The 15287-nt window shown below is 62.8% G+C and carries 10 protein-coding genes; 6 read left to right on the top strand and 4 right to left on the bottom strand.

The window, feature by feature from the left end:
* The first annotated feature begins 49 nt into the window (after positions 1–49).
* A complete protein-coding gene (locus CK951_RS06190; RefSeq protein ID WP_096785327.1) occupies positions 50–544 on the top strand; it encodes a cell wall hydrolase in 495 nt (164 codons plus the stop codon).
* Between the two features lie 582 nt (positions 545–1126).
* On the opposite strand, the gene CK951_RS06195 is transcribed toward CK951_RS06190, so the two are convergent.
* Together CK951_RS06195 and CK951_RS21885 are read right to left on the bottom strand one after the other, a co-directional pair.
* Positions 1127–1828 carry a transposase gene (locus CK951_RS06195; RefSeq protein WP_096785328.1) on the bottom strand — a complete coding sequence of 234 codons (702 nt, stop codon included), beginning with the start codon at positions 1826–1828 and terminating at the stop codon, positions 1127–1129.
* Positions 1828–2160, bottom strand: coding sequence for a transposase (locus CK951_RS21885; protein ID WP_096785329.1), 333 nt, complete (start codon positions 2158–2160; stop codon positions 1828–1830). The genes CK951_RS06195 and CK951_RS21885 overlap by 1 nt, the downstream gene beginning before the upstream one ends.
* 608 nt (positions 2161–2768) lie before the next feature.
* On the opposite strand from CK951_RS21885, the gene CK951_RS06205 reads away from it, so the two are divergent.
* Both CK951_RS06205 and CK951_RS06210 read left to right on the top strand, forming a co-directional pair.
* Positions 2769–6620, top strand: a complete 3852-nt coding sequence (locus tag CK951_RS06205) for a hypothetical protein (protein WP_157764506.1) — start codon at positions 2769–2771, stop codon at positions 6618–6620.
* 431 nt (positions 6621–7051) lie between these two features.
* Positions 7052–8569, top strand: a complete 1518-nt coding sequence (locus CK951_RS06210) for a DUF6880 family protein (RefSeq protein ID WP_096785331.1) — start codon at positions 7052–7054, stop codon at positions 8567–8569.
* 686 nt (positions 8570–9255) lie between these two features.
* Here CK951_RS06210 and CK951_RS06215 read toward each other — a convergent pair.
* The gene (locus tag CK951_RS06215; RefSeq protein ID WP_096785332.1) at positions 9256–11544 is read right to left on the bottom strand and encodes a restriction endonuclease; all 2289 of its coding nucleotides are present in this window, start codon (positions 11542–11544) and stop codon (positions 9256–9258) included.
* Positions 11545–11756: 212 nt separating this feature from the next.
* Positions 11757–12683 (bottom strand): hypothetical protein, encoded by a 927-nt coding sequence (locus tag CK951_RS06220; RefSeq protein WP_096785333.1) that lies wholly within the window; start codon positions 12681–12683, stop codon positions 11757–11759.
* Positions 12684–12940: 257 nt separating this feature from the next.
* Here CK951_RS06220 and CK951_RS20955 point away from each other — a divergent pair, with 257 nt between their 5' ends.
* The 3 genes from CK951_RS20955 to CK951_RS20960 all read left to right on the top strand — a co-directional run bounded on the left by CK951_RS20955 (position 12941) and on the right by CK951_RS20960 (position 14952).
* Positions 12941–13093 (top strand): hypothetical protein, encoded by a 153-nt coding sequence (locus CK951_RS20955; protein ID WP_157764507.1) that lies wholly within the window; start codon positions 12941–12943, stop codon positions 13091–13093.
* Between the two features lie 147 nt (positions 13094–13240).
* On the top strand, positions 13241–14287 hold the full coding sequence (locus tag CK951_RS06225) for a DUF262 domain-containing protein (RefSeq protein WP_096785334.1): 1047 nt from the start codon (positions 13241–13243) through the stop codon (positions 14285–14287).
* Positions 14284–14952, top strand: a complete 669-nt coding sequence (locus tag CK951_RS20960; RefSeq protein ID WP_157764508.1) for a HEPN domain-containing protein — start codon at positions 14284–14286, stop codon at positions 14950–14952. The genes CK951_RS06225 and CK951_RS20960 overlap by 4 nt, the downstream gene beginning before the upstream one ends.
* Positions 14953–15287 lie beyond the last annotated feature (335 nt).

Genomic DNA, 15287 nt, shown 5'->3' on the forward strand with positions numbered 1-15287 from the left:
GCCCTGCCGGTGGCGCCGCAGGGACGGATCACTCGATGAGGATTTCGCGATGAACCTCTCCCGGACCACGCTCCTCGCCGGTCTCGTGGCGGGCCTGCTGCTCGGGGCCTGCGGCCGCTCCCCGCAGGAGTGCATGGAGCGGGCGATGTATTTCGAATCCAACCGCTCCAGCCGCGACGGGATGGTCGCGGTGGGCAGCGTGGTCATGAACCGCGTCGAGTCAGGCCAGTATCCGAGGTCGGTCTGCGGCGTCGTCGCCCAGCGGGGCCAGTTCGCTCCCCGCATCATGTCCCGCCGTATGGACTCGCGGTCCTTGCCGCTGGTTCGTGAGACGGCCCGGTCCGTCCTGCAGGGCGAGCGCCATCCGATGATCGGCAACGCGATGTTCTTCCATACCGCCGGCCACCGGTTTCCCTACGACAACATGCACTACGTCCTCGTGGCGGGCGGGAACGCCTTCTACGAGAAGCGCAAGAACTACCTCGTGACACAGCCCGTGCCACCAGAGCCAATCGAAGGCATCACGGGTTGGCGAGGCTGGTGATTGTTTCTGAGGGGCTACCGTTCGGCTCGTGCGAAGGCGTTAAATGGCAGTTCAACCGCGAACCATCTTTCACACGCCAGACGTGGCAGCGCTTCCGAGCTGAACCTGCATAATCATGCGCCAGCCGCTGATGCGAACCATGGACGAAACGGTGAGGATGCACAGGAAGCCACCAGGTGGAGACTCGGCCGTAGCGGATGCCGCGCGCGTCAGTTCCGCCCTGAGCCGCCGGTCGAGCCTCCCGGCGCAGGCCTCCGAAGCGGCCAGTCGAGCGCGCTGCAGCGAGGGGACGGAGCAGCCCTTCGCCGACGGTCGTGCGAGGCGCAGCGCAATTGAAGCCGTGGCCCAGGAGGGCGGAGAACGGACTGACGGTAGCGCGGCCGGCGGTTGCAGAAATCCGCGATACCGGACACTCGCCCTCACGCCGCGTGTGGCAGCGAAGCGCAGGTTGCGGACATGCCGCTTGGGAAGGCGCACCTTACGCTGCCGATACAGCCGGCCCTCTGCCGCCGGTCGAGCGTCCGAGCGAGGCTCGCCGAAGCTGTCGTTCAAGCATGTCGCGGCAAGAGGTCCGAGCAGCACTCAAAAACGAGCGCCCAGGAAAATTATGCTGACGAACACCGGGTAATGCGCCAGCACCTCGTGGCGCAGCTTCCGGGTCCAAGGCAACGAGGTCACCAGGAAGAAGCGGTCGAGCAGCAGGTCGCCCTCGCGCTCCTTAACGACGAGGATCACGCGCCGCGGCTTGTCCCAGGTCTCGGCCTGGTAGCGCAGTTCCCGCAGCCACATCCGCGGCTTGGCCGGCCTCCGACCGACGGGGCGGACCATATGCGGCTCGGCCAGCCGGTTCAGCACCCGATTGGCGGGAAGGCGCGAGACGTAGTCGATCCCGCGGACCTCGAGCCCGGCGAGCAGCGCGGCCGAGGGAAAGCCCGCGTCGACCCGGACCATGGCCACGTCGCAGAAGCTCTTCCGGGCGCGATCGACGACATCAAGGATGACATCCAGCGCACCGTCCGCGGTGCCGACATTTCCGGGGCGGAGTCGCGCGTCGAGCATGTCGCCGGTCTCGGCGATGGACGTGATCAGCGGGTGATAGATGCGCGCCGCGTAGTGGCCATTCCACTCGGCCTTCGGCTGGTGCCCGTGAACTTCGATCGGTGCGCTGTCGACGTCGAGCGTGACCGACCGCATCCGCTCGCCCTTCCGCTCGGACCGGATCCCGCGTCCGGCCAGTTCCAGCACTGCCTCGCGCAGGATTTTCAGATTGCCGGGCTCGGCCATCAGCGCGGTGAACCGCGACAGGGCCCCGCCGCCGAACTGGCGGCCAGCCGGAAGGCCGGATCGTGACGGAGTGCATCGGCATCGTCATGGTCGCGCCAGCCCTGTGCTGCCAGCAGCACCACGGTCCGGATCAGCGAGGCCAGATCGTGGGTCACATCGACCTGACGGCGCGTGTCCCTCAGGCGCGCGGTCATCCAGGAGATGATGCCGCTGCGCTCCAGCACCTCACGAAGCAGGACCGCGCCGGGATCCCCGGTCAACCGGTCAGGACGACAGACGACGCGCAGAGAGCGGTTGAACCCGGTCGTGACCGGCGGTAGCGTTTCACCCATGCGTGCGTCGGAAGCTGCTCGAGGTTTGTGTCTAGCAGCTTGAATCTACAGCGCTTTCAGGCGCACGCAACCGCCTCCCGCCCAGTTCCATGAATAAGCCGGGATCCATGACAGACCAAAATTTTATGGGCTTGGAGATCGTATGATTGCGCATTTAACTGCGGGCAGAACGTTTCTAGAAGTATCCCTCAGTAACTATGCTTGACCTATCGAACCTTCGGCCTGACCCGGCCGCGCTTCGGACGCCGTTCGAAGGCTTGATCTGTGGCCTCGCCCGACGCTTCCCGCCTGACAAAGGGGCGACGTTCAGCTGGATCGCAGGGTCTGGCGGCGACGGTGGGCTGGAGGCCTATTGGACGACCCCGGCTGGGGATGAAGTTGGCTACCAAGCCAAATTCCATCGCAGGTCGGCAGAAGTGGACTGGAGCAAGATAGACGCCTCTGTATCTGCCGCCCTGACCTCCCATCCAAGGCTCATATGCTACGTGGTGGCGCTTGCCTGCGATCTCACGGACGAGGTGCCTGGACGGCGCGGCAAGTCTGGTCGCGCCCACTGGAGAGACCACAAAGCGCAGTGGGAGGCCGACGCGTCCGCTCGGAATATGTCGGTGGCGTTCGAGCTTTGGGACTTGTCTGAGATCGAGGATCGGCTGACGCAGTCTTGCGCGCAAGGGTTGCGGACATATTGGCTAGGCGACCTGGAGTTGACCAAGCAGTGGTTCTGCGACGCATTCGAACGGACCGCCGCCGCTCTTGACGAGCGCTACCAGCCCGACGACCACGTTGAGGTGGCAGCCGAGGACACATTCGGGGGCCTCCTCCGCGACGAGCGCCTTCACAGGCGTCTTCGTGCAGCCCTTGAGGCGCTTCATGCGAACGTGCTGGAAACGCCTCGTGAGGCGCCTCTCGGGGTTCTCAGCGCCATTGATCATGTGCGCGGAACGATCAACGCGATCCGGACCTTGGACCCGATCATTGTCATCCCGAACGCTCCGACCATGCCGATGGCCCTGGCGCCGCTTCGAGAATGCTTGGACGCGCTGCAGACGGCCGGTCGCGCGGCCCTCGACGCCATCACTGCGCACTACCCCAAGGTGGGTGACGGGCGGGATCCGGGTATGGACGCGACGCGCCACAGCTATGACAAGGCGTATGGCGGCCTCCGGTCTGTCATAGATGAGGCTCAAGAGGTCGAGGCCTTCCTCTCTTCGAGCGCCGTCCTCGCGGACGCGGCGCGTTACGTCCTGGCGACGGGACGGGCGGGGACGGGGAAGTCGCACATCCTGGCCGCGGAGGTGGACCGACTGACCAAGGGCGGCGCGCCGGCGATCCTGTTATTGGGAACGTGGTTTTCGGATGGATCCCCACTCGCGGGGCAGATCCCCAACGTGCTTGGCCTGAATGCAACCTGGGACGAGTTCCTTGATGCGATGAATGCCGCGGCAGAGGCTGTGGGCGCACGAGGCCTCATTGCGATCGACGCGATCAACGAAGGGGGAGGGCGCCGCTGGCGGCACGAACTCGGTGCGCTCGCGCTCGACGTCGCGCGCCGTCCTTGGCTCGCCTTCGCGGTCTCGTGCCGGACGGAGTATGAGCCGTTCCTGGTCATGGACGGGGCGAGGGAACGTGCGGCCCAAGTCGTCATCGAGGGGTTCGCAACCGAGGAGGAGCAAGAGCGCGCCGCGCAGGTTTATCTCGACGGTCGGGGCATCCTCCGGCCGGCAACCCCATGGCTGCCCCCAGAGTTCGTCAACCCCTTGTTCCTGCGAACCACCGCGAATGCACTGCGGGAGTCGGGTCGGAGCGAGTATCCGACTGGCCTGCACGGCATAAAGGAAGTCCTGCGCTTCTACCTCGACGTCGCGGGTCGTCATCTGGGGACGGAGCAGGATGGCTCGCAGGCGTTGGTCCGCCCGACAGTACGCGCGGTTACGTCCATCGCCAAGGAGATGGCGAAAACGCGCGTGGATCATTTGCTCCTAAGTGAGGCTCGGCGCCTCGCCGATGCAGCATTTGCCTCTCACCAAGCTCCTATGGGAATGTCTTGGTTCGACGTACTGCACCGCCGTGGCATCCTGCGCCTCGATCCGCCGGCGCAGGTCCTGGAAGCGGACCCGCTTGACGTGCTGGAGGATGTCGTCCGGTTCGCTTTCCAGCGCTTCGGGGACTACCTCGTCGCGGAGGCACTCCTTGACCAGGTGACCCCTTGTGCGCCCGCCTTTGGGGAGGGAGGCGCTCTGGCTTTCCTAATCGAGCGGCATGAAAGTCGCGCTTGGTTGTCCTGGGAGTGGTCCGGCGTCTTCCAGGCGCTCTGGATTGCCCATGCCGAGCGGAACGGCGGCGAGTTGATCGACGCGCTGCCGAAGGAGATCGAAGGTCTTTCTGTAGACGAGTTCATCGAGACCATCTACTGGCGCTCCCCTAAGGCCTTCACTGACCGCACGCTTGATCTCTTCAACCACTGGGTGTTTCGGGACGAAGATTACATACCCGCCAGGCACCTCCAGGTGCTTCTGCGTCTCAGCCTCCGCGATCATCCTTGGAACGCAGAGTTTCTCGACCGCAATCTGCGCGACCGCCCGATGCCCGAGCGCGACGCGTTCTGGACCTTCCCCCTCGGCCAACTCGGCCGATACGCCGCCGAGCACAGTGAAGCGCACGGCCTTGCGCGCTGGTGCAACGGGCCGGCGGTCGAGCGTGCTAGCGACGACGTCCTCGCGCGGGCGCTCGTCATGCTCGGCTGGTTCTTCACCACGACCGACCGGGCGTTGAGGGACATGGCGACCAAGGGCGCTACCCACATTCTGCTAAGTCGCAGTGCCCTGCTGCCTGCTTTCATCCGCCGTTTCTCGGGTGCGGATGATCCCTATGTTCTAGAGCGCGTCGCTGCAGCATGCGCCGGCGCGTGCCTGCGCGACCCCACTTCTCAACGTCTCGCTTCCGCGGGCGAAGCGATCTACGACGCGTTCTTTAAGGACACGCCGCCCGTTCATCTGCTGACTCGCGACTATGCCCGCCTGATCGTCGAACTCGCTCACGACCGGGCGGCCCTTCAGATCGAGATTGAGCGCTGTCGCCCGCCCTACGGGGCCGAAGCGCCGGGTTGGCCTGCGTGCAAGGAGGAGATCGAGGCGCGGGTCGAGGCGGTTGGGGCCCGGGCAATCCTGTCCTCTGCCGGATGGGGCGGGGACTTTGGGCGCTATGTGATTGAGGGGCGCGTGGAGGAGTTCTCCACCATTCCACTAGAATCCGTGCCGCCCTCCCTGCCAGCCGAGGCAGACTGGTCGGAGCGCTACGATCTAAAGCAGCGATCGCGCCAGAATGCCAAACACGCATGCCTCTGGGTGGCCGACCGCGCGCTGTCGCTAGGCTGGAATTCGGACCTCTTTCCCAAGGACGCCACGATCTCCGACGATCGTCATCACGGCGGACGCATCGAGCGGATTGGCAAGAAATATCAGTGGATCGCTCTTCACGAGTTGCTTGCGCGCTTGGCAGACAACTTCTGGATCATCGACGAGTACCGAAGCCCAACCTTCCACCGCTACGACACGCCGAACGACGTACCTTACGTTCGGGACATTGAGATCTCTACTCCTCCGCTGGAGGAGAGAAGCCTGCCTCCAACGGCCGAGATTCTCGTGGAGCCTTTGGAGGTGCATGAGGTGCCCGAAGACGCTTGGGCCGAATGGGCATTCGACGATGGAGTTCCAGTTGCTCGCATGCGGCAAGGGTCTGTGACGGGCGTAGGATCAAACGATTGGTGCATCCTGTACCGCTGGGCCTCTGCAAGCATCTCCTGGCCTGTTGGGCAGCGGGCCAAGCACGGCATTACGACTAGGCAAGAGGAATTCTGGTTCGAGATGATGATCGGCCTGCCAGCGGGACAGGCTGCTGCGGCGACCGCGGCATGGAAGCGACGGAAGATCGACTTCCACGATTGGCTGCCCGAGAATAGGACGGATCGCGGCTACCTCTACGAACTCGGCCGGAGGGGCACATGGGACGATGGACGGCAGGGGCCGGAACGGGGTCGTTTCGACGGTCCCGATGCGTTCCGGCAGTTTACTGTAGGATACCACTGGGAGAGCCACCTCGACCGAAGCATGCCCGTGGGCTTCGAACTTCAAGTGCCGTCCGCATGGCTCGTCGGGGCGCTGCATCTCAGTCCGAACCCCTCTCGGCCAGGCGTATTCGAGAATAGCGACGGTCGAGCGGTAATCGTCTGCGAGCGTGGCAAAGGCAGCAGCCTCTGCGCCGTTCGCCGCGAGGAGATCGAGGCCCTTCTCGCGAGCGAGGAGCTCGACCAAATTTGGATCGGGATCGGCGAGCGCAGCACATATCCGCATGAGGGAAGCGGGGCTAAGTTTCACCGCCGACGTTGGAACGGCACTCTCCTGCCGTCAGGGTCAAGTGCTTCCGTCACGTTCTGGGTGGAGGACAATAGCCTTTCGGAATAGCGCCACAAACGCTGGCAACCGCCCGCCTAACAGAACGACTCAGTCTGTAAAGTGCTGCGCTGCCTCCCATAAACTCGGGTCTAAGACCGGAAGCGGCCCTCCATAACACGTGCAGCGAGCGATCGCTTTCCGACCCCTGCGTAGACGCCGGGTGTCATGCCGCGCCAGACACGAATGGCGGCGAAGGGCTGCTCGGTCCTCTCGCCGCGGCATGCTCGAACGGCAGCTTCGGAAGGCCGCGTCGGGATGAACGACCGGCCGGTTAGGGCCGACCGTGCCGTTCTTCCGCGCTCCAGCGCGCGGGTCGGCGGCGGCCGCAATTTGCGTTTCGCGATGCTCAGGGCGAGCCTCACCGACTGATCCCCTCCAGCGTTGCCGCGCGGTCTTCCGTCAGGCATGACGGTCTGACGCCACGATCACGGATCCGCCCCATGGCCCGCAAGCCCGCCCTCGACATCGCGACCCTCCTCAAGCTTGGCCCCGAAAAGCTCGCGCGGCTGGTGCTCGACGAGACGCAGGACAATCCGGGCTTCAAGCGCCGCGTGGCGGCCGCGGTCGCCGGGACCGCGGGGCCGGACGCCATCGCGAAGATCGTCGACCGCAGGCTTGCGGGCCTCGAACGCGCCCGCGGCTTCGTCGACTGGGACAAGGCCCGCGCCTTCGCCGACGACCTCCGCAGCCTGGTCGCCGTCATCGCCGAGGAACTCGGCCCCGCCGATCCGGCGCTAGCGGTCGACCGGCTGCTCCGCTTCCTCGTCACCCACGGCACGGTCTTCGAGCGCGTCGACGATTCCTCGGGCCGCGTGGCCGACACCTATGCGCGGGCCATCGAGGCACTGAGGCCGCTGGTGGGGCAACTGGGCGCGGCGGCCTCGGTCCTGCCCGAGCGGGTGACGGAGGCGCTTGGCGCGAGCGCCTATGGCTATCTGACGCCGGTCGCGCGGGCGATCATTCCCCACCTGCCGCCCGCGGTTCTGGCGGCCTGGGACGCCGATCTGGCGGCCCGCAGCGCCGCGGTCGGCGCGCCTGGGTGCGACCGCTGGTTCCGCTCGGCGGCCGCGGAATGGGCCGAGATCCGGCAGGCGATCGCGGTCGCGCGCGGCGATCTCGACGGGTTGCTGGCGATCGAGGCGGCCAAGCCGGATCACGTCCAGCGCCCGCTGGCGATGGCCGCGCAGCTGCTGGAGGCCGGTCGGGCGGCCGAGGCGCTCGACTGGGTGCGCAAGGAGCCGAGCCCGCAGCGGGGACGCGTGACGATCCTCGACGACGACAGCTTCGACCCCGAGGACGACCCCGAGGCGCCCGCGGTGCAGCGGGTGAGCCTCGAGGCCCGGATCCTCGACGCGCTCGGGCGCCGCGACGAGGCGCGGGCGCTGCGCTGGGAGGGCTTCGCCGCGACGCTTTCGGCCAAGCTTCTGCGCGAGCATCTTAAATCGCTGCCGGATTTCGACGATCTCGAGGCCGAGGAGAACGCGCTGAGCCTCGCACTTGACCATCCCGAGGGGCTGGTGGCGCTTGGCTTCCTGCTCGACTGGAACCGGCGCGACCTTGCGGCGCGGCTGGTGATCGCGCGGGCGGAGAGTTGGAGCGGGGCGGACTGGTACGTGCTGCCGAAGGTCGCGGACCTCTTGCAGCACGAGCATCCGGTGGCGGCGACAATTCTCTATCGCTCGCTGCTGGCCGACATCCTCGCGCGGGCGCGGTCGAAGGCCTACGGGCACGGGGTGGAGTATCTGCGGCGGCTCGACCAGCTGGCCGGGGCAGCGGAGGCGGACGCTGCGTGGCCGCAGGGGATGGAGGCCCACGCCGCCTGGCGGGCGGCGCTGAAGCGCGACCACGGGCGTAAGACGGGCTTCTGGAGCCAGATGGGCGAGAGCGGAAAGGCGGGGGCGGCAGAGCCCGAGCGGCCGCTCAGGGGCCGGGCGCCGCGGTGGGTGCAGAGTCCGTGAGGCGGGGGAGACCGAATAAAACGGCCGAAGCCGAAAGGCAGCCTTCCGGCACGAAAGGCAAAACTCTCTGGGAGTTTTCATGGTGTGGATTGCCACAGAATTCTTCCTCAAGAGGCCACTTTCTTTCCTTTAGGGCAGCAGTTCTGACCCTCCCTGAGGGAAGTGGCTTCCAGGCATGTGACATCCCGCACCGCCAAGTCACAATCTCTCCGCCTGCGGTCCAAGCGCCACCCAGAATCGGGTTCGTGGGAGACGGGGGTGGAAGTGTGGGCTGTCAACGCATGTTCCATCGGGTCAGGCCGCACCGTCGTCGGGCATCTCACCGCTTCCCGCGGCACCTGGTCTTAGCCGACGCGCTCGGCCCTCTCCCGCCGGTCACCTCGCTCGGTGCCGCCCCCAGAAGCTGCCGCTAAGACGAGCCGCAGCGACGGGTCCGAACAGCCCTTTGGTGCCCCTCGTGCCCCGCGCAGCATGACGCCAAGCGCCGACACGAGGGCGGAAAGCGGTCTGATAGCACTGCGGCATTGCGGACGCAGCAAGTGATGGGATCAGCTATTCGGGCAAACCGCAGCGAGACACAGCTGGACCCGCGTTTAGGTGCGGTTCCGAGAATGGCCGATATGCCGCCGATCACACTCGGTTCACCGGTCCAGATTTCCGCTGACACCGCTGAGTCTTCTGCATTTTTAGGCTCCGCGGTCACCTCGCAGTGAAGCGAACATGTCGCGGACGCTGTCCTCCGTGGCGCGGTCCGTGCGCTGGCGGTCACGGTAACCATCCTGCATCTCCTCGGCTCGCCGCTCTTCATCGCCGCTGTACTCGCCGTAGGCTTCTTCAATCTGCTCGAGTTCCTGGGCCACATCCACGCCGAGGCTAGAGGCAAAGAGCTCATAGTCTTCACGGAGGCCGTTAAAATCGTTCTCCGTACTGGCTTCGCCGATCTCGGCGGCGATAGACCGTCGGGATCTCTCAAAAGCTGCGCGCAAGGCTTCAAGAGCTGCAGTGTTCTCGGGACCTTCAAGATCGAGGGCGCTGATGATCTCGCGCAATTCGTCCGACCGAACGCCCTCCCCTGCGGCCTCGATTAGTCTGGCCGTGATCTCAACCTCAAGCGGCGACGACCTGAGCGGCGACCAGGTGGTCCGCTCCAAGGCTCTCAGCGCCTCGACCGTGTCATTGACGTGCAGGTCCTGCGTTTCCCAGCTAGCGCGCATAGCCGCTTCGGTTTCCCTGACTAGCCCTAGCATCGGCATCGTCCGGAGGCGATCCGCGAGGGGTAGTACGGCTGCGAGCCGCGATCCCGGGGTCCAAGACCACAGGAAAGTGCCGTTAGAGAAGGTTCGAAGGCGCCCATTTCGGTTGAGGAGTCTCTTGATGGCGTCCGCAACGGCGGGGCCGCTCTGGCGCAGGGAGTGCCAAATGTCGGAGAGCCCCCCGGCCGCCAACGACATTACCCTCTCAATTTGGCTGAAGTCAGCGGATCCCACCACTAGGTCTACAGCATTCTCCGGGGCCTTTCGAACGACGGCGTTAAGCAGGTCAATGACCGAGGGGTCCAACACTTCAAATGACATAGCGCCGCTGGGCCGGATGAAGGCGTTGAGCAGTTCCGCCATTGCCGTTGCCCAGTCGTCCGGACGGCGCGCCAGCCCCCAGCGCGCGGCGCGTACCTCGTGTAGGGCCTTGAAGGCCACCTCCAAGATCCTTCCTTCCGTTTTTCCCCCAAGGCTGTAGAGCGCAAGCAACAGGGAGCGACCGGCATCGCTGAGCTGTTGCTCGTAGGCGTGTAGCCAGACCTCGGATGGGTCGCGCATCAGGTTGCGGACAAAGGCGCGGTATTCCGCCGGTGGGACGGTGTGTACGCGATTGAAGCTCGACAGCCACTCGATCAGGCGCGGGTTGAACTTTGGGTGGCGAACGATTTCCAGATAAAAGTCCGACGCCAGTAGGGCGTCGCAGTAGGCGTCCGGCAGATCGCTGAAATAGAGGTGATTGTATAGGATTTTGGCCTTGTGGCCGAAATCGTATCCTCCGATATGCAAGATCATCTTATGGCCGGTCAGGCCAGCCTGCCGCAGGCGCTCGGATGCGGCCATGGCCTGGCCGAAGATGTGTTCACGGGTGGTGAGAATGAGGCGAGCCCTGGATGAGGCCCGCACCATCTCGATGAAGTCAGTGATTGCTCGGTCATCGTTGCGCAGAAGGCCGGTGGCCCGCTCGCCCAAGAACGTAGCGCCCATGAAGTCGTCGTAATAGTAGATCTGCGATGCGCCCCGCTGGAAGAACCGCTGGCCTTCGGCGATGTCCCGGCGAATGACGACCGGCTGCCAGTTCTTCTCGAGGTGGGCGTAGAGCAGCATATTGGCCAGGGTCGTCTTGCCCACACCAGGCGCGCCAGAAATGATCAGTACCCGATCGCGATCAAGGATTTCCAAAGCCTGGTGATAGGCGTCGCTGCGCACGTTGCGGCGGATAGTTGCGCAAATTTTTTCCACTTGGAACTCGGACTGGGTAACGAGATCGCTGTGCAGGACGCGGTCTAGTACGGCGCGGCTGGCCAACCAGAGCTTGTAGTGCTTATGCAGAACCGCCGGGTGGCGGCCCAGAAGGTTGTTCAAGTCCTCTTGGCCCAAGATGTCGGCGACGGGCAGGGCACTGCCGAACAGCGAGCTGATTGCCTGCTTGTTGGCTGGCGAGAGAGGTACGGAAGTCGCCAGCACATAGCGGCTTGGTCTGATCGCATGGACCTTAATCGCCTCGGCAGTCAGATCACGCAAAAGGCCAGCGAAGCCGGTCTTAAGGTAGTGCTTGACCTGCACCACCATGTTCTGGCCATAGCGGGCGTATCGCAGGTCTATGCCGCCGTCCCGGCCGCTTTTGAAGCCTTCGAGGACCAAGTCCCACTCGGCCTGCAACAGGTCTTGAACCAGTAGTTCCAAATCGTGCGGCGACAATTGATGGAAGTCGTAGGTCATCTAATCCGTGGAGCTCGTTGCGTCTGGCGCTAGCTTGTCATTGGACCCGCCTGCGCTTAGCTATTGGGCATATCGCTTCCATGATGATGAGAGCTTTGTTGCGAGTCAATCGGACGGCTGCCTTGGGAAATGCGGCCGCGCAGAAGCGAATGAGGATGACTATCGGCTTTGGGCCGAGCTCTGAATGCACTAGGTGTTGCCCGTGCGACAGTCTAGGAATCATTGATCTGCGGAGTTGTCGCTGCGCTTCTGGCCGAGGCAGAGCCGGTCACGTGTCGCAGCTGGGGGACCAGCGGGCCGGCTCCGCGACGATGGGGCATACGCCAGACGAGCTTGCCCGATCTGCTTTTCATATGGTGCCCCCTTACCCAATGGGTCCTTCGCGGGATCCCTTCTCGGGTGCCAGTCGACATATCGGCCTTCATCGCCTCGACCTGACCGCGGCCCGACTTGCCCAAGGCGATCTTCGTGATGAGCGTGGCAGGAAGCACTTTGCCGGACCGCTCGGCCTGACGTCTTTCGTGCCTAGGGTGGAGCGAGACCTGCTGCACCTCCAGCATACCATCGTGACGCAGCAGGGTGGCGATCGCGACGGCAGCGCCGAGGAAGTTCCGGTTCATGGCGAGTTCGTCCTCAATCATGCCATCCGGAACCGGCATGCCGACAGCCTCGAAAAGGCCGCGAGTGGGCGTCGGGACTACCTCGGCCTTCATTCCCCTCGTGACCATGCAGCAGGTGCTTGGGCCGACGGTGTTCTGGCGGATGGCGAAGCGCTGAGTGAAAATATCCCCCTCGACCTGTGTGACCAAGCCGATCACGGAACCATCATTCTGCCGCTGGATTCCATCCTCCCCTGTGAGAGGGGGCATGATGACCATCGTCGGAAACGGTAGCTGAACTTGGGAGTAGAGCTCGTCCAGCCCATCTCGCTTCATCTCGTTGACCAATTCGCTCATCATCCAGTAGGCATCGGCATCGATCCGGAATATCTGGGCGTCCTCAAGGATGGCGAGGGATCGCGCCCGATAGTCCAGAAGCTGATCCATCAGGCCCGCGGGTAGCTCGGATTGCTGGAACCCCTGCATCTCGCAAACCTGCCGAGGGTAATCCGTGAAGAAGAGCTTCAGTTCGTGGACCATGTCGTCACCTGCCGTTGAAGCCGAAGCAGACCCCAAGACGGCATGGCCGTCAACATGGGCAGGCTTGAGGTGACAGTTCGCCCGCGCAGTTCAGGCCACAGCAGCTATCGGGTTTTCCGCCTCGCGCCACGAACGGCCGCTTTGGAAGATATGGCGACGCAGCATCCGATGCGTCCGACCGGCGGCCATGGGGCCGAGCATGCCTTCCGCGGCCCGACGTCGCAGGGGGCGGGGAGCGGTCATTCGCTGCGTCTAACATGAACGGCGCCAATGCGTGGAAAGGCACCACCGCCGTGGCACACGGCGTGTTCTGGCGCTCGCGGATGGGCTACGGGGCGCGGATCGACGGCGACCGCTACTTCGTCACCTTGCCGAAGAAGATGACCGTCGAAGACGTCCTGATCGACTGACAGCACCCAACCGCCGCGACACACTCCGTCATGCAATCAAGCGCCTCCCCGGAGGCGCTCTTGGCTTTTCGCGAACTTGCTGCTCAGCACGAATGGCACTAGTGTGACCGAGATATCAGCAACTTTCTTCGCTCACTCAGGTGCCCAATGGACGTAACGAAAATATCTTCCGAGCTAAAACAGCAGCGAAGAACAGTTGGGTTTGATACCTACGACATCACCGCGAAGCAACTACTGGATATGGTTGCTGAAGGGCAGATAAAGGTGGCACCCGACTACCAGCGGCATTTCGTTTGGAAGTCGGATAGAGAGTCGGCGTTGATTGAGTCGGTGTTTCTAGGAATTCCCGTTCCCAGTCTATTTATGGCGACAAATGAGGACTCAAGCTGGGAGTGCATCGACGGGCTGCAGAGGATCACTACCCTTGTGAACTTCGTGAGGCCGCAATTTCGTTCAGGGGTCAAGGATATTTCGACACACGAACTGAAGATTGACGGCCTCGAAAAGGTTCCAAGCCTAAATGGAATAAAATTCTCTGATCTTCCCGAGACGCTAAAGCTCAACTTCCTAACGAGACCCGTGAGGATAACGGTTCTCAATGATCTGAGTGATTACCAAGTCAGGTTCGACCTATTTGAGAGGCTGAACACCGGAGGCATAATCCTGCATCAGCAGGAAATCCGAAATTGCGTGTTTCAGGGGGAGTTTAACGAATTCATTAAATCGTGCGCCGCCGATGAGCGCTTAGAAAAAGTGTTCAAAAAATCGAATCGTGAAGGCCGCGGCAACATGGAGGAGGTAGTACTCAAGTTCTTCGCTTATTTCGAGTGCAGGGACGACTTCAAACACTCCGTAAAAGAATTTCTGAACGCCTATATGGAAGACAAGACGAAGGCGTTCAAGAACAAGAAGACACTGTCTGAACTGTTCGACAAGACAATGGACGTTTTGTCGAGTGCGCTCCCGGATGGCATAGTTCGGAGCGAACGAAAGAACACGACGCCGCTTCTATTGTTTGAAGCCGTATCTGTTGGAGTCGCTGATGTAATCAGCGCGGGGAATCAAATCAATAAAGATGCCCTTCGAGCCGTTCTTAACGACCAAGAGCTCAAGAAGGCAACCTCGGTCGGCACGAATAGTAACCCCAAATTGTTGCGGAGACTTCAAATCGTTAGAGAGGCCGTTTCTGGATGAGCTTTGCCGACGCCCAGCTAGAGGTGCGCGGCAGATTCACGGAAGCTCTCCAAGTAATAAATCGGCTGGACCCCGGCGCGCCACCCAACCTCATCCCATCCACGGACCCGGACAAGGCGTTACGTGGCCTACTACTTGTAGCAATATATTCTGCGATGGAGCGGGGAGTAAACGCTTACGTTGAAGAGGCATTAGCGGTGGCCACGTCGCATGCCTCACTAGTCAAGCACTGCATCCCGGAGGTGCAGGCAATTTTTCACTACCCGCGAATACAGTCGCTTCGCGACTGCTCCGATGATAATTCACTCAGTAAGTCAATTGAGCTATTTTCTATGCTCACGCAGGATGTTGAGTTCAGTGTAGCAAACAACCCACTTTCCGTGCGCCTGCAGAATGTTGACGGTTCAACGATGGAGCAGTGCTGCCAGTTTCTGGGTGTGCCCAACTTCAGCATCGGCGTAATGGAGAGGGGCCGTTTGAATAATCTTCGTGAGCGACGAAATGCGGTGTCTCACGGCCGCGAGTCTTCGGTTCAGGTCGGTGGAAGGTTCTCCTTCGGCGAAATAAGAACTATGCACTCAATAGCGGATACGGAAGTTGAAAAATTTGGTTCGGCTTTGAAGGCTTTTTTTGAGCAGAAAGGTTATGAGCTCAGCAGTGCGTAGCATTTCCACTCACGTCACCGACTGACGGAATATCAATCTGGTCGTTAAATTCTGCCTGCTTGACGGCAACCTCTCAACGCGTTGGAGAGCTGCGCAGAGCCGTTACGCTGCGCGTTGTAGACTGCGGGGTCCGTGAACGGCAGGATTGTCTCGGGTCGCTGACCTCGGCCTGCCAGACCACGCTGCACGACGCCTTGGATGACCGGTTCCCAGAAGCTGCGCCGCAGCGCTCGGCCTTGAAGCGAACGGCTGCTCTGGGCCGGGCGCGCTATCTTGCCGCGCTCGGCCACGCAGCAGCGGAGGTCTGCTTCCTGCGCACTGCGTCGCTCTCCACG

The organism is Rhodobacter sp. CZR27, assembly GCF_002407205.1.
Taxonomy (GTDB): domain Bacteria; phylum Pseudomonadota; class Alphaproteobacteria; order Rhodobacterales; family Rhodobacteraceae; genus Cereibacter_A.